This is a genomic window from Peptacetobacter hominis (assembly GCF_006861675.1).
Classification (GTDB): domain Bacteria; phylum Bacillota; class Clostridia; order Peptostreptococcales; family Peptostreptococcaceae; genus Peptacetobacter; species Peptacetobacter hominis.
Window position 1 is genome coordinate 31704 of sequence record NZ_SGJB01000020.1, and the last position, 22331, is coordinate 54034.

Consider the following 22331-nt stretch of genomic DNA (forward strand, 5'->3'; position numbering starts at 1 on the left):
TCCTTAACGCCGTATTTTAGCCAATCTGATAAAAAACGACTTATAAATACACCAATTCCTGAACAAAAAGAGACAGGTAAAAGCGGAAAATCATTAAGTAGAAATATAAATACCGGCAAAATTATTATACCAATTGATATTTTGAAACTACTCATAAACAGGTTCATACTAAACTGAGCCAAGAATATAACAATAAGACTAAATATAATTATTGTCTTTAATCGAGTAAATATATCGGAGTTGATATTTTTTCTCATAAGCAATTCCTTTCATTTTTATAAATAATTATATAGGAAAAATATATAATGGTATATATTAATTCAATATATCAATAATATTTTAACATGCATTACCTACTATTAAAAGATTTGTAAAGTAAATATTATGTTTAATTGTGATATAATTATTTTATAAATATAATTTCGGGGTGATTTTATGACTGATAATACAACAAATATAGAAAATAGATACTTTAAAGATTTAAATAGAAGGGATTATATACAAAAGGCATTTGAAATAATTAAAGATGAGGGAACGAAGGGAATATCTATAAGAAGGCTTGCAAAGGAAATGGGTTGTAGCTCAACATGTCTATATAGATATTTTAAAAATTTGGATGAACTTCTTTTTTATGCAAATATGGGTTTTTTGAATAGTTATCTTATAGATTTGAATAGAGCAGAAAAAACATGGAAGAATGTCTGGGATCAACATTTAGGTGTCTGGGAATGTTATACGAGAGCAGCGTTTAAATATCCGGAAGCCTTTGATATGTTGTTTTTTCATGAAAATAGTAAAAAACTTGGAACTGCGGTAAAGGAATATTATAATATGTTTCCAGAAAATATAAGTGTATTTAATAATCATCTAAGAATCATGCTTGAAAATCCGGATTTTTATGAAAGAGACTATGAAATGTGTATTCAATGTGTAAAAGCTGGAAAAATAAGTGAATATAATGCAAAAAGAATGAATCATATGGAATGTACTCTATATATGGGATATTTAAAAGATATATTATTAAATGGAATAAAAGAATGTGATATAGAAAACAGGGTAAAATGTTTTGTCGAAGATGTAAAAGATATTGCAGAAATGTATGCAGATGATTTTAAATATACGGAAAAATTATTTGGATCATCTGAAAAAGAACGTTTGTAAAAAATATAATAATGTATTATTATAAACATAAATAATATTCAATTGTATTGGAGGTATAATAATATGTTTAAAATAGAAGACTGTATTATTATGACAAATAATACTCTTGTAGTTGATAAGTATTCTAGCTTAATGAAGATTGAGTATGTGAAAAGCTATAAAGATGTTCTTATACAGGCAAGGGATTATATTTATAATAAGCATAAATTATTAACTCATCCACAAGCCGGAAGTTTAAAGCCCAATCAAACTCCGTATAGAAGTGTAATATTATATCCTACTTCTGATAATAAGGAAAATGTCGATTCTGTTATGCTTATAGAAAAGGCAATTGATACGTTTAATAAGTTTAATGAAATAAGAGTTACCCCTGAATATCCTGAAAATATACAGAATGATTATAAAAAAATCGATTTATCAATTATAGATAATGTTATTTCAAGAATAGTCTAACAATCATTTAATACGAATAAACATCTTTTGAATTTAACCAATTTTAAATCAGATAAAAATAGATTCCTCTAATTATATATTTAGAGGAATCTATTTTTAGTTAAATGGTTAAAATTTAATAGTTAAATGGTAGACAATCGTTTTCTTATATGATATTATCAAGATATAGAAATAATCTATAGCAAATCTATTTTAAAATTTGTCTGATTTTATAAAAGTAAAATAGGGCAAATTTAAATTTTAACTTTATGTTATCACGATAACTATTTTAAAGGGGGTAGCTACATGAAACTAGAATTAGGCAAAATATTTATTGATGACATTCAGTTTGGTGATGAAACAGTTGTAAAAGACCATACTCTTTATGTCAACAAACAGGAAGTAATCGATCTTGTACTTGAAGATGACAAACTTATCGATTGCAAGGTTGATATAGCAAAACCGGGAGAATCAGTAAGAATAACACCGGTAAAAGATGTAATAGAGCCTAGAGTAAAAGTTAGCGGTGGTGGAGAAATATTCCCAGGTGTAATAGGAAAAGTAACTCCTCCAGTAGGAAGCGGTAGAACTCATGCGCTTGAAGGAGCATGTGTTGTTACTGTAGGTAAAATTGTAGGTTTCCAGGAAGGTGTAATAGACATGAGTGGACCTGCAGCTGATTATACTCCTTTTTCAAAGACAAATAACTTATGTGTAATAGTAGAACCTAAAGAGAATATAGAAACTCATGTTTATGAAAAAGCAGCAAGACTAGCTGGTCTTAAAGTTGCTTCATATCTTGGAAAAGCAGGAAAAGATGTAGAACCTGACACAGTGGAAACTTTTGAAACAAAACCTATATTTGAGCAGGCGAAAGAATATCCGGACCTTCCAAAAGTAGGATATGTACATATGCTTCAGTCTCAGGGACTTCTTCATGATACATTCTACTATGGAGTGGACGCTAAACAGATTGTTCCTACATTTATGTATCCTGAGGAAATAATGGATGGAGCAATAGTATCTGGTAACTGTGTTGCTCCTTGTGACAAGGTTACTACATATCATCATTTCCATAACCCGGTAATAGAAGATTTATTCAAACGTCATGGAAAAGATTTAAACTTCATGGGTGTTATCCTTACTAACGAAAATGTATTCCTTGCAGATAAAGAAAGACACTCTGATATGGTTGCAAAACTTGCAGAGTGGATGGGATTAGATGGACTTCTAATAACTGAAGAGGGATACGGAAATCCTGATACAGACCTTATGATGAACTGTAAAAAAGTAGCCAACAAAGGAGTAAAAGTGGCAATAATAACTGATGAATTCCCTGGTAAAGATGGTAAGTCTCAGTCTCTTGCTGATACATGCGAAGAAGCAGATGCAATGGTATCTTGTGGACAGGGTAACGCAGTTCTTCATTTCCCAGCTATGGATAAAGTAATCGGTATGACAGATTACATAGAAAGCCAGATAGGTGGATGGGCTGGATGTATGAATCCTGATGGAAGCTTCGATGCTGAGCTTCAGATAATAATAGCTTCAACAATAGCAAATGGATTCAATAAGTTAGCAGCAAAAGGTTATTAGAAAGGGGATGCATTTATTATGGCAAAATATAAGATAGTTCATTATATAAATCAGTTCTTTGCCGGTATAGGTGGAGAAGATATGGCAGATTACAAACCTGAGCTTAGAGAAGGTGCAGTGGGCCCTGGTGCAAAACTACAGGAGACTCTAGGAGAAGATTATGAAGTTGTTGCAACAATAATATGTGGTGATAACTATTTTGGTGAGAATCTTGATGAAGCAACAGATACAGTTATAGGAATGGTAGAAAAATTTGCTCCGGATGTTGTAGTTGCTGGTCCTGCATTTAACGCTGGTAGATATGGGGTTGCATGTGGTACTGTATGCAAAGCTGTAGAAGAAAGATTAAATATACCTACAGTTACAGGTATGTATGTGGAAAATCCAGGTGTAGATATGTTCAGAAAAGATCTTATAATAGTAGAAACTCCAGACTCAGCAGTAGGAATGAGAAAAGTTCTTCCTAAAATGGCTAAAATAGTTAAAAAACTAGCTGAAGAAGAGGAAATATTAGGACCTAAAGAAGAAGGTTATATAGAAAGAGGAATAAGAGTAAATTACTTTGCAGAAAAAAGAGGTTCTGAAAGAGCTATAGATATGCTACTTAAAAAACTTAATGGTGAAGAATATCAGACAGAATATGAAATGCCTGTATTTGATAGAGTAGAGCCAGCTGAACCTATAAAAGATATAAAAAATGCTACTATAGCAATAGTTACTTCTGGCGGAATTGTTCCTACAGGAAATCCTGATCATATTGAATCTTCAAATGCAACTAAATTTGGGGAATACAGCATAGCAGGTAAAGAAAAAATGCTTGCTGAAGAATTTACAACAATACATGGTGGATATGACAGACAGTTTGTTATGGAAAATCCAAACCTTGTAGTTCCTCTTGATGTACTTAGAGAACTTGAATCAGAAGGTGAATTTGGAAAACTTTATAACTCTTTCTTTACAACTACAGGAACTGGTACAGCAACAGGAAGTGCTGCAAAATTTGGTGATGAGATAGGTAAAAAACTTATAGCAGATGGTGTAGATGGTGTTATACTTGTTTCTACATGAGGTACTTGTACTCGTTGCGGTGCAACAATGGTAAAAGGTATAGAAAAATATGGTATACCAGTAGTTCATATGGCTACAGTAGTTCCAATTTCACTTACAATAGGAGCTAACAGAATTATACCAGGTGTAGGTATTCCTTATCCAATAGGTGATCCTACTCAGGGTGAGGCAGATTCTAAAAAAATAAGAAGAAATATGGTTAAAAGAGCATTAAGAGTTCTTCAGACACCAGTTGATGGTCAGACTGTATTTGAAGATGATAATTTTTAATAAATTTTCTTGAAAATAAATATTTAATAATATTAAAAAAGAGCCTATATAATACATAGGCTCTTTTTTCTAGAAAAAATCTATAATCTAATATGACAGATGAAACAATAAACGATTGATGAATTGTAGTAAATATAAATTTAAAAGAGTATAATAATGTGAAAATATTATTTAGAGGTGATTTTAATGATTTTAAAAGCAAAATATATCATTACTGGTGATGGGAAAACCGTTTTGAAAAATAATGCAGTTGTATTGGATGAATACGGAAAGATAAAAATGGTTGGCAGTTTAGAAAATGTCTCAAAAGAATTTCCTGATGAAGAAGTAAAGGATTTTGGAGAATCTACAATACTACCAGGACTTTTTGATATGCATGTACATCTTGGTTATTGGTATTCTCAGCCAGATAGTTTTAACTATGGAGAACAGCTGATAATGTTATACGCTCTTCAGCATGCTCAGGCAGCATTTGAAAGAGGTATAACATCTATAAGAGACCTTTCTTCTGCCCATGGTGTATGCAAGAATCTTAAATTAGCAGCAGAAAAGGGATTCATAACTATTCCAAGACTTACTCATACTGATACAGGTATATGTATGACAGGTGGACATGCATGGGAAGAAGTTGAGCAGGTTGATGGACCATGGGAAGTAAGAAAAGAGATAAGAAAGCAGGTAAGGGATGGTGCAGAGTGGGTAAAAGTTCTTACAAGTCATAGAACTCATACACCTGAATTTACACAGGAGGAACTTAATGCAGCAGTAGATGAATGTCACAGAAGAGGAATCAAATGTGCAGTTCATGCGGGAACAAATCCAAATATTCAAATGTGTATAAATGCAGGTTTCGATACAATAGAGCATGCTACATTTATGACAGAAGATCATGCAAAACAAATGGCTGAAAAAGGCATAGCATGGACACCTACAATTATGGCATATACACTGTTATATGATATATGTAAAGAAAATATTGAAAAGAATGCGGGGGCTCCTGTAAATGATCCTGTAATGCAGAAGGAAATGAAAGATTATGAATATTTTGAACCTGCGTATAAAGCATATAGAGATAACTTTAAAAAGTTTTATGATACAGGAGTAACTGTTATAGCAGGAACTGATATGGTAATGTATAATTCACCATTCATGCCAATAAATAGAGAACTTCAATATATGGTAGAATATGGTATAACACCTGTACAGGCTATACAGACTGCAACTTCAAATCCAGCAAAGGTTCTTGGAGTTGAAAATGAAAGAGGACTTATAAAAGATGGACTTGATGCAGATATATTAGTTGTAGAAGGAAATCTTAGTGAAGACATAAAATGTTTAAATAATGTAAAATATGTAATGCTTGGTGGTAAAAAGGTATTTGAGAATGGAGTAAGATATGTAGGTACTAAAAATATGAATATGTAAAATAAATATATATGCGTGAATATTCATAGAAAAATATGATAAATTAATATCAATATATATTAAAATATTATAAATAATAAATACATAGAATTCCTTTTATAATTACTATTTAAAAATAGAAATATTTAATTATAAAACTTAGTTGTATCTATTGCAAAAAATAAAAATAAGTGTTAATATAATATTGTTAGATAATTAACATAATTTAAATAGTATTTTTAAGGAGATGACATTTAATATGTACAGATTTACTTTACCACGTGACTTATATCATGGAGAAGGCGCTTTAGAAGCACTTAAGACAATAAAAGGTAAAAAAGCAGTAGTAGTTGTCGGGGGAGGATCTATGAAAAGATTCGGATTCCTTGATAAAGTTGTTTCTTACCTTGAAGAAGCAGGATTAGAAGTAAAATTATTTGAAGGTGTTGAACCGGATCCATCTGTGGAAACAGTAATGAAAGGTGCTGCAGTTATGCAGGAATTTGAACCAGATTGGATAGTTTCAATAGGTGGAGGATCTCCTATAGATGCTGCAAAAGCAATGTGGGCATTCTATGAATACCCAGATGTTACTTTTGAGGATTTATGTGTTCCTTTTAACTTCCCTACATTAAGAACAAAAGCTCATTTCTGTGCAATACCATCTACATCAGGTACAGCAACAGAAGTTACTGCATTTTCAGTAATAACTGACTATGAAAAAGGAATCAAATATCCTCTTGCAGATTTTAATATTACTCCAGATATTGCTATTGTAGACCCAGAAATAGCAGAAAAAATGCCTCCAAAATTAACAGCAAATACTGGTATGGACGCAATGACTCATGCTATAGAAGCATATGTTTCTACATTACATTGTGAATATACTGATCCATTAGCACTACATGCTATAAAACTTATAAGTGAAAATCTTGTATCTTCTTATAATGGAGATATGAAAGCAAGAGCTATAATGCATGATGCTCAGTGTCTTGCTGGAATGGCATTCTCTAATGCACTTTTAGGAATAGTTCATTCTATGGCCCATAAAACAGGAGCTGCTTATTCAGGAGGACATATAGTTCATGGTGCTGCAAATGCAATGTATCTTCCAAAAGTTATAAAATTTAATGCCAAAAATGAAGAAGCTGCTGAAAGATATGCACAGATAGCAAGACATCTTAAATTAGAAGGAAATACAGCAGAAGAACTTACAGAAGCTTTAATAAATAGAATAAAAGAAATGAACAAAGAACTTAATATAGCTACATGTATAAAAGATTATGAAGGTGGAATAATAGATGAAAAAGAATTCATGGATAAACTTCCACAGGTAGCTGAACTTGCAGTTGGTGACGCATGTACAGGATCAAACCCAAGAGAAATAAATCCTGAACAGATGGCAAAATTATTAAAAGCATGTTTCTATGATGAAGAGGTTGATTTTTAATAAATAGCTTTTTCACAATAATCTTCTATAAATAAATACAGCAGGGATTATATTTTCCCTGCTGTATTTTTATTATATTAAAGAAATTCTTTTTTTAGTGTAAATCCTCTTCCATGAACTTCATTGACTTTACTGATAATCATAAATGCATTGGAATCTATATCCAGAACCTTTTGATTTAATGCAGCAAGTTCTCTGTTTGAAACAACAGTCAGAACCATAGGATATTCATTTTTTAGATATCCTGTTTCTGCCTTTATAAGAGTAGTTCCTCTATCTAACTCTGTGATAACCATATTATTTATCTTTTCATATTCTTTTGACACAATTTTTACCTGTGTCTGAGATTTTCCAAACATTAATACATTATTTAGTACAGTAGTGTACGTAAGGACAAGTAAAAGCCCATAAAGAACCATTTCCTTATTTGAAAAAATCATCTGAGATAAAAGTATCATAAAATCAAATCCATACATTGCTACAGCAACAGGAATACCAAATTTCTTATTAAGAACAAGTGGGGGTATATCCATTCCTCCTGTAGAAGCACCACACTTTATTACTATTCCGATAGCAACACCTATCATTATACCCGCACATATAACAGCAAGAAGAGTGTTTTCTGTCATACCTGCATATCCAATAGTTTTTTCGAAAAAAGCAAATGCTGTAGGATAAAAGAAAGTACTTATAAGTGTTGTAAGAGCGAATCTTTTACCAAGTACAATAAAGCCTATTATAAACATCGCTGTATTAAATAGATAATTAAATATAGCTATCGGAAAACCAAACTGGTTAAAAAATAGAAGAGAAAGACCGGTTGTACCACCAGTAATAAGTCCATTAGGTACAATAAACAGTACAACAGCCAGTGCATAAAGAGCATTACCGAAAAGGATAGCTACAATATTAAAAAGTATATTTTTTGATAAATTTTCTTTCATTATATACCTCCGTATTAAGTTTTAGTTTAAAAATAATAATGTCTAATATAAGTTACATTAAAATCACTATTTTATATTATATACTCAAGATAAGAGTTATTCAACAGTACAAAATAAATTTATATTTTAAAAAAATTATGATATTAAAATTATCTATGATATAATGTAGAGATGATATTCATAAGGAGGAAAAAATGATTAAAAATTCTATAAAAATATTATTAACAAGTTTATTATCAATTACTTTGCTCTTATCAGGATGCTCTTCTGATAAGGAAGATTTATCAGATTATGATAAATTGGATAGTTCATATAGTACTACTTCAGATAAAATTAATGATTCAGAAACAGGCAAAGCAGAAATTCACTTTATTGATACAGGCAACAGTGATGCAATCCTTATAAAAGAGGGGAGCGATGCAATGCTTATTGATGCAGGAGATAATGATGATGAGGATCGTATAGTAGATTATCTCAATAATAATGGTGTAGAAGAGCTTAAGTATGTAATAGCTACGCATGCACATGCAGATCATATCGGAGGTCTTGATTCCGTTATTGAAAATATAAAAGTAGATCGAGTTTTCATATCAAATGGTGATTCAGAAACAAAAACATACAGAGATTTTGTAAATGCTATGGCAGAAAAAAATCTTGATCCGTCAGTACCTCTTGAAAATAAAAAATTTTACCTTGGGAAATCATACTTTGAGGTATTCAATACTAATGGTGGAAGTGATACGAATAATGAATCTTTGGTAATACTTTATACATGTGGAAATAGTAAAACACTTTTGATGGGAGATGCTGAAAAAGAGGTTGAATATGAAATAATAAATAAAATGCCTGATGTTGATATATTAAAATTAGGACATCATGGATCTTCAACAAGTACAACAGAAGCATTTTTGGATAAGGTGAATCCTGAATACACTGTAATTTTATGCGGCAAAAATAACGATTATGGGCATCCACATAAAGAGACGATAGAAAAATTAAAAAAACGAAATTTAAAACCATACAGAACAGATGAGTGTGGAAATATAGTTTTTTATATAAATGAAGATGGTATACAAACAGATTCGATTCCAGGAGATTACTTAACAGGTAATAAAGATGAAACTGAAAGTAATACAAGCAATTCTGGCTCTATCGTTTATTGGACTAAGAATGGAAAAGTATATCACAGTAACAAAAATTGTGATGGACTTAAGAATAGTAAGTCTATAAATTCTGGAACAATAGAAGATAGTGGAAAAGAAAGGCTATGCAAAATATGTGAGAAAAATAAATAAAAAAGAGATGGTAATACCATCTCTTTTTTATTTAAGAATATTAAATGTTTCTATAAACTCTAAAGACTCCTGTAACAACACCTATAATTTTAACTTGATTTAATTCGAAATACATAGGTTCCATAAATTCATTTTCAGGCTGTAGCCTTATTCTATCAGTTTCTTTAAAGAATCTTTTTACTGTAGCTGTATCTGAGTCAACAAGAGCAGCAATAATCTGATTATTTTCTGCAGTTTCCTGTTTATCTATTATTACATAATCTCCGTCAAGAATTCCTGCATTTATCATACTTTCTCCTTTTACTTTAAGCATAAAAGTATTTTTACCCTTCACAAATGATGAAGGCAGCGGTATATATTCCTGTATATTTTGTTCAGCTAAAATAGGTTGTCCAGCAGTTATTTCCCCAACAAGAGGAAGATTAATGATTTCCTGATTTAATCCAATAGCTTCATCTTTATCTTTAGATTTATCAGTAACAAGAATTGCTCTTGGTTTAGTAGGGTCTCTTCTTATATACCCAAGTTTTTCAAGTTTATTAAGGTGCGAATGAACTGTAGATGTTGAACTTACACCAACAGCTTTACATATTTCTCTAACAGCAGGTGGATATCCTTTTGAAGCTATTTCTGATTTTATAAAGTCTAAAACTGCTGACTGTCTATCGCTAAGATCCGGATACATATTTATCCCCTCATTTCATATCTAATATTAATTTAATTATATGATAACATATTTATATATATCATACAAACATTTATTCGATAGAATCATCATCTGTATTTTTTTCAGCAAGCCACTCGAAATTTTTTACTATATCTCTTTTTACATTTTTTTTGTGTGCAGCATAAAGCTGTGTAGTTGTTACATTATCATGATCCAACAGATTTTGTACATCATAAATGGTAAAGCCATTTTGAATAAGTGATGTAGCTGCTGTAGCTCTAAGCTTGTGAGGACTGTATCCTTTATCTCTGGATGTACACATTGAAATAGACGAGTATTTTTTTACAAGAGATGTTATGGCCCTTTCTGTAATTCTTTTTTTCTGAAGAGATAAAAATAATGCATCTCTATGTTCTTCTGGAATTTCCTCGCTATTTGGTCTTTCGTTTTCTATATAATCTTTTACAACATATTCACAAGTTTTATTTATAGGCATTAAAACCTCCTTACCTCTTTTTCTGAATATGGTAAATTCTCCTCTAGAGAAGTTGAATGATGAAATATTTAATTCCCTAAGTTCATTTAATCTTAATCCGTATGTTACAAATAATGCAAGAATAGCCTTGTCTCTTAACTTTGTTTTTTTCCAGTATATTTTTTCTCTTTCGGTAAGTCCATTTCCGCTTTCTACAGCATCAAGCATTATAGCAACCTCATCTATATCAAGTCTTTTTATAGCATCAGGTTGCGGTTTTGGCAATTTAATAGGGTTAAATCCGTCTGTTATATTTTCATGTAGCTGTTCATTGCGATATAGAAATTTAAATAGAGTAGATAAGGAGGATTTTTTTCTGGCAAGGGCTCTATTATTATTTTCAAAAATCATCGTATTATTTCCTATTTTTTTATAGTATCTGCTGCAATATTCTCCTAAAAATAAGTTAATATCTCTAGCTTTGATAGATGAAAAGTCTGAAAGTGTGATTTCAGAGGTATCATTTACATTTGTGTGTTCATGTGTTTCTACAAGATATTGACAAAAGAATAATATATCTTCAAGATAAGCAAGTCTACTGGATACAGAAACAGATCCTTTAAGATATATAAAATAATCCTTCATAAAAGAAGGGAGTTTATTTTGTATTTCTATACATTTTTCTATTTTATGATTATCTCTAATTACAATATTATCAGGTCTTGATGACTTGTTATGTATTTTTATATTATCTGACATAATTACCTCCATAAAATATACAAATAATAAAATAATTATATATCAAATTATAAAAATAAAACAGAGGTAAATAAATATATTAATGAAACATAAATAAAATTTAAAGATGTTATTATTATATGATTATATGTTAAAATACGTATAATTGTTACTATTATTTATAGTTTTTAATAACTATTCCGAAAATATACATTTAACGAATAGTTATATCGAATTCTCTTTTCTGTAATTTATACATGATTTTTATCGTATATTTGATTGTTACTATTTATCTTTATTCCACAAATAAAATAACAATTTTATTTATGAACCTAAACTCCAACTTGAATTTAGATCATACATAATTAGATCATACATAATATAAATCAGACGTTTTAGTTTTATGCAAGGAGTTATAAATTTTATTCAAATATAGACATTTTACAAAATCATGGATGATATTTGGCTTAATAGAAATTTTTAATGCACATTATTAATAATCTTTCATAAATCATATTATTAAAGAAAATAACGTATTATGTATACAAATGTATATTTTTAGGGCTAATCATATGTTATACAGCTGTAACCATTGAAAATAAAGGAACTTGCCATATAAAAATTGTAAATAACAAATAAACTATAAAAATATGAATATTTGCAAATATAATAATAAATGAAAAAACAATATATAAATCTTGCAAAATATAATAATAAATGATATACTTATATTGTATTAAGAAATAAGGATTATAAAAAGAGGTGAAAGATATGATAATAAATGTTGCACAGGTTATATGCTCTGCTTTAATAATATTCCCAGCTATATATTTAATGGCAAAAGCTGTATAATTATTAAAACTATAACATAAAAAGAAAAGGAAGAAAAAATGGAATACTTAAATCGAAAATAGCCTGACTTCTCTACTCTGTTTGAGTTATGAAAGTCAGGCTGTTATTATATTTACAATCTATAACCTATATTATAGGCTTCTTCAGCAGTATATTTGCTGTAATCGAATTTTGACATATCTACTATATTCAATTTATCTACTTTAGAACTTATATCTATTATTTTCCAGTTATTATTTTCTTTTTTTAATTTGATATTTATATTAGAAATACCTCTTCCATTTGATGAAGGTTGTGTAACAAGAACATTGTCTCCTGTTACATTATTTTTGTAATTATGTTCCTGAATTGTTGCGTGTGTATGCCCTGCAACAATAATATCTATTCCAGGAACTTTATGAGCAATCTCTTTTACTCTATTCCCAGGATGTTTAGGTTTTTTAGGCTCTTCTCCGGAATGAACTGTAAGTACAACTATATCTGGTTTTTCATGTTTCTCAATATATTTACTCCATTTAGTAGCCTCTTCAACAAGGTCATTCAAATATAATTTATTTTCATACTGTTCTAATGATGATATATTATAGTTACCACTATATTCATATTCTCCAGTCGATTTATTCAATTCATATGGTTCAGCTATTTCGGGAAGAGTAAGCCCTAAAACTGCAACTTTTATAGAACTATTTTCTTTTTCTATTTCTTTTATTATATATGGTTTTACAAAGTTTTTGTCATCAGAAGAGTTATAAATATTAGCTGATAGAACAGATATGCCAGCTTTATCAAACATAGAAATAATATTGTTAAGATTATTTATATCTGATTCTACAAATTCATGATTTCCTAAAGTTACAGAATCTACTTCCATTTTTTTCATATCTCTTAAAATAGGAGCTTCTCCACTCCAAGGCTCTCTTACTTTTTCATATTTCATGTCTGGTCCAACACCATCTCCATCAATATCTCCGTTTTTGTCAGGAAATCCGTCTCCATCCGTATCCTCTCCATAGAATTCAACTCTTCCGCTTTCATCAAACAATGGTTTCTTTCCACTAATCCATTCTAGCATTTCATTTGTACCACTTCCCCAGAAATCTCCTGAATCCACAACTAAATCTGCTTTTCCTTCTTTTTTATAATTTTTTACATACGATACCATAGATCTCGAAGTAGAACCGTGTATATCGGTAGTTGCCAGAATATTTATATCAGTTGTTCTGCTATTATAAAATATGCCGGCAGTAGTAATAGCTGCTGCACATGCAAGCACAGATATTACTATAATCCTCTTTCTTTTCATAAAAATCACTCCTTTTATGATATATATGATTCTAACCCAAAGATATCATTTATTTTACTCTATTTCAATAAAGATTGACTGAATGGTATTAAAAACGGTATGAAGTGCAATAATGCTATTTTAATAAAAATTCTCTGCTGGCTTTATCTATTTCCTGTTGGCTAACTCTTATATACTTTTGTGTAGTAGCGATGCTTGTATGATTCAACAACTCTTTTATGAGTTCTATATTCCCGTTACTTTTCTCGTACTGAAGTGTAGCATATAATTTTCTGAAACTATGTGTACTTATATTTTCCAATCCTAAATAATTTGTTATTATTTTAAGCTGCTGCTGAACATTTCTTATTCCGATATCAAGAAGATAATCATTGAGCCTAAGTCCATTTTCTATTGCATAATCTTTCACTATATCTACTATTTCTGGATTTATTTCTCTGTATTGAAGTTTTCCTGTCTTTTTTTCAGTTATTTCAAGTTTACTTCCTTTAAAATTTTTTATTTTAAGTCTTTTTATATCAGAAATTCTAAGACCAAGATTTGCTTCCAGGAAAAGAGCCATTTTTACTTTTGAGTTAGGCCTAAAAATTCTTTTTTTATTTCCAATATCTCTATATTGAAAACCGGTATCTAAAAGATCCATTATTTGACTATATTCATAAACCTCAAGTGGTCTCATAATATCACCTCTAAATCGTATAATTTTATGCATATTATATTATAACATAACTGCGTATTTTATTAAAATAAACTGCGTATTTATTTTAAGGGATAATTATATAAATCCTAAAACCCAGTAATTCCAATGCTTATATATTTAACTGCGCATTTTATAGATTATACGCAGTTTTTACACACCTAGTAAAATCGATTTTAAGGCGTTTAAAAATTATATTGGTGTATTAGTACCTTATATATGCTTATAGACGAAAATAGAGGGTCAAATAAAAATGTATAAATTTAAAAAGTCACCTGAAAAGGTGACTACATATAAAAATATTAAATTATAGGTATAAGTATTTTTGTAACGTATGTTTTACTATTACCTTGAGTAAGATCATTTAATATGTATTCTTCGAAAGCATATTCTCCAAGTATCATGGATTTTTTTTCTGAATATATCATCATCTGTTTATATGTTTCAGAGATACGTTCATAATCTCCAACATGTATACCTATTAGATACATTCCTTTTTTTCTGACATATATATTAGAACTGTATGCTTTATCTGTAGGAATAAAAAAATAGTCATAATCCATAAAAGTATCGGTATATACATCTATTCTATCAGTTCTTATCATAAGGCCAATTTTTTCAAGAGAATCAAGCCTGTTATTGTTTATAAAATCAGAATATTTTTCTATAAAATTATCAGTAAGAATTTCTGCAGCTTTGTTTTTATCAAAATCATCACTTAAAAGCAGATACTCATCATTTTGTATATTTGTTTCAAATACACAGCTTTTATCATAAATCATACCTTCTTTTGTAGATTCTTTTAAATGAGATATATATCTTTTTATTTGTTTTAATTGCTCAATACTTTTATCAAGTTCGCTCTCTTTTTCTGATAATAAATCAAGGAAGATTTTTGGGTTTCTATTATTCATATATTCTTTGATATTATCAAGCGACATTCCTAATTTTTTTAGCGCTGAGATCATGACAAATGTATCATATTGAAAGTATGAATAATATCTATATCCATTTTTACCATATTTATCAGGTTTAAAGAGTCCTATTTCATCATAATAAATTAAAACATGTTTGGGTATATTGCAAAGCTTAGCAAATTCTCCTGTAGAAAGAAGTTTTTTCTTCGTCATATAATCCTCCATAAATATATAAGTTTACAAAAGAATTATATCATATATGTAAATACTTATGAATTTTATAAATAAATAGAAATATTAAAATATAAGTATTGACTATAAAGTAACATTATACTTTAACATATTATTGAGAATAGAATAGAAAGGAGAAACCTATATATGAAACTTATAATAAAATATCTGAAAAGATATAAACTATTATTTATTTTAAATGCTGTTTCAGCATTAGGATTCGCACTTGTAGAATTAGGTATACCTACAATAGTAGCTGATATAATAGACTATGGTATTTCGGGAAATAATAGAACATATATAATAAATGGGGGATTAAAAATTCTATTTGTATCAGTTGTTGGGGTTATGGGTACCATTATTATGGGTTATTGTTGTGCAAAAATATCAACAGGAATAACACATGATATAAGATTGGATTTATATAAAAAAATACAGAAATTTTCACATAATGAATTCAGTGAATTTAAGATTGCCGGACTTATTACAAGAACTAATAATGATGCTTTTCAAATACAGTTATTTGTAAATACAATACTTAGAATGGCTGTTTTAACACCAGTAATGCTCATAGGTAGTCTTATCCTTACATACAGATCAAGTTCTGATTTATTCTGGGTAATATTTGCAACGATACCTTTTATAATTTTGGGAGTTATAATTGTTGCAAAAGTTACAGGCCCAATATCTGAAAAGCAGCAAAGAGGATTAGACGATATAAATAGAATATCAAGAGAAAATCTTACTGGACTCAGAGTAATAAGATCTTTTAATAGACAAAAGTCTGAAGAAATAAGATTTTCTAAAACCAATGAAGAATTTGCTCATAATTCAAAACTTATGTTTAAAATAATGCAGTCAACACAGCCTATATTCTTTCTGCTTATGAATATTGCTGTATGTCGGATTTATTATGTTGGAGCGATTCTTATAAGTGATGGTTCCCTAGAAATAGGTAAACTTGTTGCTTTTCTTGACTACCTATTCCACGCTATGATATCTATGATGTTATTTTGTATGATATTTATGATGTACCCAAGAGCAAATGTAAGTGCAAAAAGAATACAGGAAGTTTTTGACAGCGATATATCAATAAAAAACCTTTCAACCGAAAAGTTAGAAGATGAAGAAAATAGTTTTATTGAATTTAGAAATGTAAAATATATCAAAGATGGAAAAACTATACTTAATAATATAAATTTTACTGCTAAAAAAGGTGAAACAATTGCAATAGTAGGAGCTACTGGTTCAGGTAAAAGTAGTCTTGTAAGACTTATACCAAGATTATCAGATCCTTCTGAAGGAGAGATAAGATTTAATGATAAAAATATAAAATATATTGATATAAATAATTGGAGAAATAAAATAGGTTTTGTGGCACAAAAGGCATTTTTATTTAAAGGAAGTATAAGAGATAATATATGTTTCGGAAATGCAAATGCTGCTGAAAAGGATATAATAGAAGCTGCAGAAATAGCACAGGCGATGGATTTTATATCTACAAGGAAATCTGGTTTTAACGACGAAATTGAAGAAAACGCAGCAAATCTATCTGGAGGACAAAAGCAAAGACTTTCGATTGCAAGAGCTATTGTAAGAAAACCTGATATTTATATTTTTGACGATGCATTTTCCGCTCTTGACTTTAAAACAGATGCAAAGGTAAGAGCTGCTTTAAAATCCATAACAGGTAATGCAATTACATTCATAGTAGCACAGAGAATTTCTACAATAAAAGATGCTGATAAAATACTTGTCATGAATCATGGAGAAATAATATCTTCAGGAAAACATAATGAATTATTAGATAACTGTAAAATTTATAAAGACATAGTAGATTCACAAATAGGATTGGAGGAAATGTTATATGAAGAATAAAATAAAAATTCCATATTCACTAAAAACATTATTCAAATACATATCTCCATATAAGAAAACATTCTTTGCATCTATATTAATGATAATTATTTCAAATTTTGCAATGGTCCTAGCTCCTAACATAGAGGGAATGGTTACCAATGCAATTATAAAAGACTTAAAAAATATAGCTTCTTCTATACCAGGAGCGCATATTCAAATAGAAAAAATTATTAGTATAATCTCTTTTCTTCTAATAATATATATTATAAAAACATTCTCTCAAATGTTTGGAATGTTTTTTATAACCGAATCTATACAAAACACTATGAGAGATTTAAGAAATGATTGTATAAAAAAAATAAATTCTCTTTCAGTGAAAACAATAGATTCTCATCCAAAAGGAGATATATTAAGTAGAATAACAAATGATGTTGATACTATATCAACAGCCATGCAGCAGACATTTGTAAATATTATAAGCGGTATTATGACTGTTACATTTGCTTTTATAATGATGTTTAGAGTAAATCTATTGATGACATTATGCGTTATATTATTTATACCTATTTCATATTTTATAATAAGAAAAATAGCATCTATATCCCAAAAAAGTTTCGATATGCAACAAAAATCTCTTGGAGATCTAAGTGCAAATATAACAGAAAGTTTTACAGGATATAATGAAATCATATTATATGGTAAGCAAGACGAATATGAAAAAAAGTTTGAAAAAATAAACAGTGAGCTCAAATTAACAGCATTTAAGGCGCAATTTTTATCATATTTTATGTCGCCTGCTCTTTCTTTTATAACATATATATCTATAGGACTGATTTCTGTAATAGGGGGTTTTTACTGTATAAACGGGACAATAAGTGTAGGTCAGCTGCAGGCTTTTATAAGATTTATATGGCAGGTAAATGAACCTCTTTCACAGGTATCTCAACTTTCATCACAGATACAATCATCTCTTTCCGCAATGAGCAGAATACATGAATTTTTAGAATATAATAATGAATATGATGTAGAAAAGAGAGATATATCTATAAATAGATGCATATCTTTTGAAAATGTTGAATTTGGATACGGTGATAAAAAAGTATTAAAGGGAATTTCTTTTGAAGTAAATAAAGGAGAGACTGTTGCTATAGTAGGAGCAACAGGATCTGGAAAAACTACAATAGTGAATTTGCTTATGAGATTCTATGATTCTCAAAAGGGGAAAATTGAAATAGATGGTATAGATATAAAAAGTATAAATAGGGAAAAATTAAGAGAGAGATTTGGTATGGTATTACAGGATACATGGCTATTCTCAGGTAGTATAAAAGATAATATATTGTTTTCAAATCCAAACGCATCAGAAACAGAGTTAAAAAAGGCATGTAAGCTTGCCAATCTAGAAGAGTTCATATCTTCTCTTCCACATGGATATGATACAAAAATTGATGAAGAAGCTGATAATATATCACAGGGAGAAAAACAGCTTCTTACAATAGCAAGAGCTATATTAAAAAATCCGGATATTCTTATATTGGATGAAGCAACAAGCTCAATTGATACAAAGACTGAAAAAAATATACAAGGTGCAATGGATCATCTTATGAATGGAAGAACAAGTTTCATAATAGCTCACAGACTTTCTACGATAAAAAATGCTGATAAAATAATTGTCTTAAAAGATGGAAATATTATAGAATCTGGTAATCATGATGAACTATTAGATAAAAAAGGGTTTTATGCGGATTTATACAACGCACAGTTTTCATCTCTGTAATGATAAAATAAAAAATCACCTAGGGATTCTATCCTAGGTGATTTTTTATTTATATATTTTCTTCAAACTCATATAATATAATAGAATTATTTTTTAAAGTTTCTTTAACATCTATAACTCTCTGATTTTCAGAACCGCGATATTTAAGATTTATATTTCTCTTTTCAATATTAAAACGTCCATCTACAAGAACGTCAACACATTCAAGGAGTTCCTTCCTGTCTTTATCTTTTATAATTTCTTCAAATGTATAACCAGACCAAAGCCATATATTTTTTCCTGTTTCAGTATTTATTCTTCTAAGTAGATTTAAAAGAGCTCTATCCATTGTCTGCTGCATTGGTTCTCCACCAAGAATATTAACTCCAACGACATTTTCATTTTTAGTATATTCTATAAACATATCCTCATCAGATTTTGTCCATATTTTACCGGCATTAAAATCCTGAAGTTCTTTATTAAAACATCCTTTGCAGTTGTGCGTACATCCTGTTACAAATATAGTGGTTCTTACTCCAGGAGCATTTGAAACATCGAATTTTCTTATTTTTTCATATCTCATAAAATCACATCCATATTAAAGATGAAGAACTCTGTCTCCTATTTCCTGAGTACGACCTTTATTCCAGAAATTTGTACCTATGTACCCACAAGTTCTTCTCATTACCTGCATATCAGATTCATCTCTATTTCCGCAAGATGGACAGTACCATTCAAGATTTTCATCAAGTTTAATTTCTCCTGTATATCCACATTTATAACAGACATCAGGTTTTGTATTTATCTCAGCGTACTGTATGTTATGATATATATAATTTATAACCTGTTCAACAGCTTCAAGGTTTCTGGACATATCAGGAACCTCTATATATGATATACATCCACCAAGACTTATTCCATGGAACTGTGATTCAAATTTAAGCTTACTAAAAGCATCTATTTCTTCACAGACATTAACATGATAACTGTTTGTATAATAAAGTTTATCAGTAACATTTGGTATTTCTCCAAATTTCTGTTTATCAAGTCTGCAGAATCTATATACTAGATTTTCAGCTGGAGTCCCATATAAACTGAATCCAAGTCCAGTTTCAGCTTTCCATTCTTCACACTTATCTCTCATATGTTTCATTACATCAAGTGCAAATTTTTCTCCTTCAGGAGTTGTATGGCTAACACCCATCATAGCCTGAACCATTTCATATATACCAACATATCCAAGGCTTAAAGATGAATATCCATTTTCAAGTAGTTTATCTATAGTTTCACCTTTTCCAAGTCTTGCTATCGCACCATGCTGCCAATGTATTGGTGAAACATCTGATAATGTTCCTTTAAGCATATTGTGTCTTACAAGTAGAGCTTCCTTGCAGAGATCAAGTCTCTGATCAAGAATGTGCCAGAAAAGATCCATATCTTTTTTAGCAATTATCCCTATCTGAGGAAGATTAAGAGATATAACTCCCTGATTAAATCTTCCATACCATTTATAATTTCCATTTTCATCTTTATATGGAGAAAGATGACTTCTGCATCCCATAGGAGGAAATGTATTTCCCTCATAGTTGCTTCTCATTATTTTAGCACTCTGATAATCTGGAACTAGTCTTTTTGCTGTACACTCAGCTGCAAGTTTTGTTATATAATCATATTTTCCGCCTTCAAGGCAGTTGTGTTCATCAAGAAGATATACCAGTTTAGGAAATGCTTCACCAATAGGCTGACCTTTATAGTTTTTCATACCTTCAAGTCTCTGTTTTATCATTTCTTCGCATATAAGAGCCATTTCCTTTTCGTATTCACTACCCTCTTCTATCTCAAGGTAAATAGTAGCAAAAGGTGCCTGTCCGTTTGTTGTCATTAGAGTAGAAAGCTGATATCTTATTGTTTGAACACCGTCTTTAAGATCTTTAAGCATCATGTCATTTGCAATATCTTTTGCAAGTTCTTCATTTTTATATTTCTCAATGTACATATTATAAAATTTATTATAAGTTCTTCTAAGATATGGAGCCAGATGTTTTATAGTTATACTCTGACCACCATACTGATTACTTGCTACCTGAGCCATTATCTGAGTTGTTACAGTACACGCAGTAGAAAATGATTTTGGTGATTCGACCATTTTTTCATTTATAACTGTACCATTATCAAGCATATCCTGTATATTTATCAAGCAGCAGTTAAATATAGATTGAAGAGTATAGTCCATATCATGCCAATGGATAATACCTTCATCATGTGCCTGAACAATATGTGGTGGTATAAGTTTTCTCCTTGCAATATCCCTTGACACTTCCCCGGCAATAAGATCTCTCTGAGTAGAAGCTATAATAGAGTTTTTATTTGAATTCTCTTTAAGAATATCCTCATTTGTTTTGGCGATAAGTCCAAGTATATTATCATCAGTTGTATTCGTCTGTCTTTTAAATGACTGTACTGCTCTATATCCTTCATAAGCTCTTGCAGTTTCGCTCTGATCATAATGTATAAGCCTATTATATACATAAACCTCAATTTGATGTATTGTAGGCGTTTTATCCTGTTTTCTAAAATAATCAGTAGCATCATCTGATATCTTTAAAGCTATATCTGGTTTATATATTCCACTACCATTTTTCATAGCTTTTAAAATGGCAATTTCTATTTTTGTTTTATCAAAAGGTACTACACTACCGTCTCTTTTAATAATATCCATTCTATTCCCTCCGGTTCATTTAATAATCCTTTTTGGCGTACATCTACTATTATAACAAAAATACGTTTAGAGATGTTATGAAATTTTATTATTGCACTTATCAAATAATAATATAAAATACACATACAAGGATTTAATATAACTAATACCCGAATAAATATCTGTTAATCATCGTACAAAAGTATATATTTACTATATTACTTCTAGAAGTTTGTATTTTCAACATATGCCCAAAATAATTTTTAAAAAAATTTTTTTATATTTTTTTAAAAATCCTCACATTAAAACTGTGAGGCTATATACAAAAAAGGAACCCCCCAGTAAAATGTAGTTAACCCCTTTTGTTAGACATAAGTTTAAACAAAGGGGGATTTTTTATGAGTAAATATAGTAAAGAATTAAAATTAAAAATAGTTGAAGAATATATTAACTCTAACATTGGATATAGAATTCTTTCTAAAAAATATAATATAGAAGCATCTATTCTAAAAAATTG

At 29.6% G+C, this 22331-nt stretch carries 17 protein-coding genes; 9 read left to right on the forward strand and 8 right to left on the reverse strand.

What is annotated here, in order from left to right; all coding sequences use genetic code 11:
- Window positions 1–435: 435 nt before the first annotated feature.
- The 6 genes from EXD82_RS09425 (at window position 436) to EXD82_RS09450 (ending at window position 7381) form a co-directional block, all read left to right on the forward strand.
- A complete protein-coding gene (locus tag EXD82_RS09425) occupies window positions 436–1161 on the forward strand; it encodes a TetR/AcrR family transcriptional regulator (protein WP_142536668.1) in 726 nt (241 codons plus the stop codon).
- Between the two features lie 63 nt (window positions 1162–1224).
- Complete coding sequence (locus EXD82_RS09430; RefSeq protein WP_142536669.1) at window positions 1225–1614, forward strand: GrdX family protein; 390 nt, start codon at window positions 1225–1227, stop codon at window positions 1612–1614.
- A 285-nt stretch (window positions 1615–1899) separates the two neighbouring features.
- Window positions 1900–3189, forward strand: a complete 1290-nt coding sequence (grdG, locus tag EXD82_RS09435; RefSeq protein ID WP_142536670.1) for a sarcosine reductase complex component B subunit alpha — start codon at window positions 1900–1902, stop codon at window positions 3187–3189.
- 18 nt (window positions 3190–3207) lie between these two features.
- On the forward strand, window positions 3208–4527 hold the full coding sequence (grdF, locus tag EXD82_RS09440; protein WP_142536671.1) for a sarcosine reductase complex component B subunit beta: 1320 nt from the start codon (window positions 3208–3210) through the stop codon (window positions 4525–4527).
- Between the two features lie 186 nt (window positions 4528–4713).
- Window positions 4714–5952, forward strand: coding sequence for a metal-dependent hydrolase family protein (locus EXD82_RS09445; RefSeq protein ID WP_142536672.1), 1239 nt, complete (start codon window positions 4714–4716; stop codon window positions 5950–5952).
- A 238-nt stretch (window positions 5953–6190) separates the two neighbouring features.
- Window positions 6191–7381 (forward strand): iron-containing alcohol dehydrogenase, encoded by a 1191-nt coding sequence (locus tag EXD82_RS09450; protein ID WP_142536673.1) that lies wholly within the window; start codon window positions 6191–6193, stop codon window positions 7379–7381.
- Window positions 7382–7458: 77 nt separating this feature from the next.
- Here EXD82_RS09450 and EXD82_RS09455 read toward each other — a convergent pair whose 3' ends face one another.
- Window positions 7459–8325 carry a YitT family protein gene (locus EXD82_RS09455; RefSeq protein WP_142536674.1) on the reverse strand — a complete coding sequence of 289 codons (867 nt, stop codon included), beginning with the start codon at window positions 8323–8325 and terminating at the stop codon, window positions 7459–7461.
- Between the two features lie 194 nt (window positions 8326–8519).
- Here EXD82_RS09455 and EXD82_RS09460 point away from each other — a divergent pair, with 194 nt between their 5' ends.
- Entirely contained in the window at window positions 8520–9620 is a 1101-nt protein-coding gene (locus EXD82_RS09460) for a ComEC/Rec2 family competence protein (protein WP_142536675.1), read from the forward strand.
- A gap of 40 nt (window positions 9621–9660) precedes the next feature.
- Here EXD82_RS09460 and lexA read toward each other — a convergent pair whose 3' ends face one another.
- The 5 genes from lexA to EXD82_RS09485 form a co-directional block, all read right to left on the reverse strand.
- Window positions 9661–10305 carry a transcriptional repressor LexA gene (gene lexA, locus EXD82_RS09465; RefSeq protein WP_142536676.1) on the reverse strand — a complete coding sequence of 215 codons (645 nt, stop codon included), beginning with the start codon at window positions 10303–10305 and terminating at the stop codon, window positions 9661–9663.
- A 73-nt stretch (window positions 10306–10378) separates the two neighbouring features.
- Window positions 10379–11521: a tyrosine-type recombinase/integrase gene (locus EXD82_RS09470; protein WP_142536677.1), complete on the reverse strand. Its 1143-nt coding sequence runs from the start codon at window positions 11519–11521 to the stop codon at window positions 10379–10381.
- Window positions 11522–12464: 943 nt separating this feature from the next.
- The gene (locus EXD82_RS09475; RefSeq protein WP_142536678.1) at window positions 12465–13655 is read right to left on the reverse strand and encodes a metallophosphoesterase; all 1191 of its coding nucleotides are present in this window, start codon (window positions 13653–13655) and stop codon (window positions 12465–12467) included.
- 115 nt (window positions 13656–13770) lie between these two features.
- Window positions 13771–14334, reverse strand: a complete 564-nt coding sequence (locus EXD82_RS09480) for a tyrosine-type recombinase/integrase (RefSeq protein ID WP_142536679.1) — start codon at window positions 14332–14334, stop codon at window positions 13771–13773.
- Window positions 14335–14654: 320 nt separating this feature from the next.
- Window positions 14655–15482 (reverse strand): MerR family transcriptional regulator, encoded by an 828-nt coding sequence (locus EXD82_RS09485; protein ID WP_174919222.1) that lies wholly within the window; start codon window positions 15480–15482, stop codon window positions 14655–14657.
- 165 nt (window positions 15483–15647) lie between these two features.
- Between EXD82_RS09485 and EXD82_RS09490 the strand changes: the two genes are divergently transcribed.
- Together EXD82_RS09490 and EXD82_RS09495 are read left to right on the forward strand one after the other, a co-directional pair.
- Window positions 15648–17378, forward strand: coding sequence for an ABC transporter ATP-binding protein (locus EXD82_RS09490; RefSeq protein ID WP_142536681.1), 1731 nt, complete (start codon window positions 15648–15650; stop codon window positions 17376–17378).
- Window positions 17368–19137 carry an ABC transporter ATP-binding protein gene (locus EXD82_RS09495; RefSeq protein ID WP_142536682.1) on the forward strand — a complete coding sequence of 590 codons (1770 nt, stop codon included), beginning with the start codon at window positions 17368–17370 and terminating at the stop codon, window positions 19135–19137. The genes EXD82_RS09490 and EXD82_RS09495 overlap by 11 nt, the downstream gene beginning before the upstream one ends.
- Before the next feature lie 49 nt (window positions 19138–19186).
- Here the strand turns inward: EXD82_RS09495 and nrdG are convergent, their stop codons facing one another.
- Together nrdG and nrdD are read right to left on the reverse strand one after the other, a co-directional pair.
- Window positions 19187–19699, reverse strand: coding sequence for an anaerobic ribonucleoside-triphosphate reductase activating protein (gene nrdG, locus EXD82_RS09500; protein ID WP_142536683.1), 513 nt, complete (start codon window positions 19697–19699; stop codon window positions 19187–19189).
- 15 nt (window positions 19700–19714) lie between these two features.
- Complete coding sequence (gene nrdD, locus EXD82_RS09505; protein ID WP_142536684.1) at window positions 19715–21835, reverse strand: anaerobic ribonucleoside-triphosphate reductase; 2121 nt, start codon at window positions 21833–21835, stop codon at window positions 19715–19717.
- Between the last annotated feature and the right edge of the window lie 496 nt (window positions 21836–22331).

Bases quoted from the DNA above. Each gene is read 5' to 3' on its own strand.
- EXD82_RS09425 (WP_142536668.1), top strand. From the start codon at position 436: ATGACTGATAATACAACAAATATAGAAAATAGATACTTTAAAGATTTA.
- EXD82_RS09430 (WP_142536669.1), top strand. From the start codon at position 1,225: ATGTTTAAAATAGAAGACTGTATTATTATGACAAATAATACTCTTGTA.
- grdG (WP_142536670.1), top strand. From the start codon at position 1,900: ATGAAACTAGAATTAGGCAAAATATTTATTGATGACATTCAGTTTGGT.
- EXD82_RS09445 (WP_142536672.1), top strand. From the start codon at position 4,714: ATGATTTTAAAAGCAAAATATATCATTACTGGTGATGGGAAAACCGTT.
- EXD82_RS09450 (WP_142536673.1), top strand. From the start codon at position 6,191: ATGTACAGATTTACTTTACCACGTGACTTATATCATGGAGAAGGCGCT.
- EXD82_RS09455 (WP_142536674.1), bottom strand. From the start codon at position 8,325: ATGAAAGAAAATTTATCAAAAAATATACTTTTTAATATTGTAGCTATC.
- EXD82_RS09460 (WP_142536675.1), top strand. From the start codon at position 8,520: ATGATTAAAAATTCTATAAAAATATTATTAACAAGTTTATTATCAATT.
- lexA (WP_142536676.1), bottom strand. From the start codon at position 10,305: ATGTATCCGGATCTTAGCGATAGACAGTCAGCAGTTTTAGACTTTATA.
- EXD82_RS09470 (WP_142536677.1), bottom strand. From the start codon at position 11,521: ATGTCAGATAATATAAAAATACATAACAAGTCATCAAGACCTGATAAT.
- EXD82_RS09475 (WP_142536678.1), bottom strand. From the start codon at position 13,655: ATGAAAAGAAAGAGGATTATAGTAATATCTGTGCTTGCATGTGCAGCA.
- EXD82_RS09480 (WP_142536679.1), bottom strand. From the start codon at position 14,334: ATGAGACCACTTGAGGTTTATGAATATAGTCAAATAATGGATCTTTTA.
- EXD82_RS09485 (WP_174919222.1), bottom strand. From the start codon at position 15,482: ATGACGAAGAAAAAACTTCTTTCTACAGGAGAATTTGCTAAGCTTTGC.
- EXD82_RS09490 (WP_142536681.1), top strand. From the start codon at position 15,648: ATGAAACTTATAATAAAATATCTGAAAAGATATAAACTATTATTTATT.
- EXD82_RS09495 (WP_142536682.1), top strand. From the start codon at position 17,368: ATGAAGAATAAAATAAAAATTCCATATTCACTAAAAACATTATTCAAA.
- nrdG (WP_142536683.1), bottom strand. From the start codon at position 19,699: ATGAGATATGAAAAAATAAGAAAATTCGATGTTTCAAATGCTCCTGGA.
- nrdD (WP_142536684.1), bottom strand. From the start codon at position 21,835: ATGGATATTATTAAAAGAGACGGTAGTGTAGTACCTTTTGATAAAACA.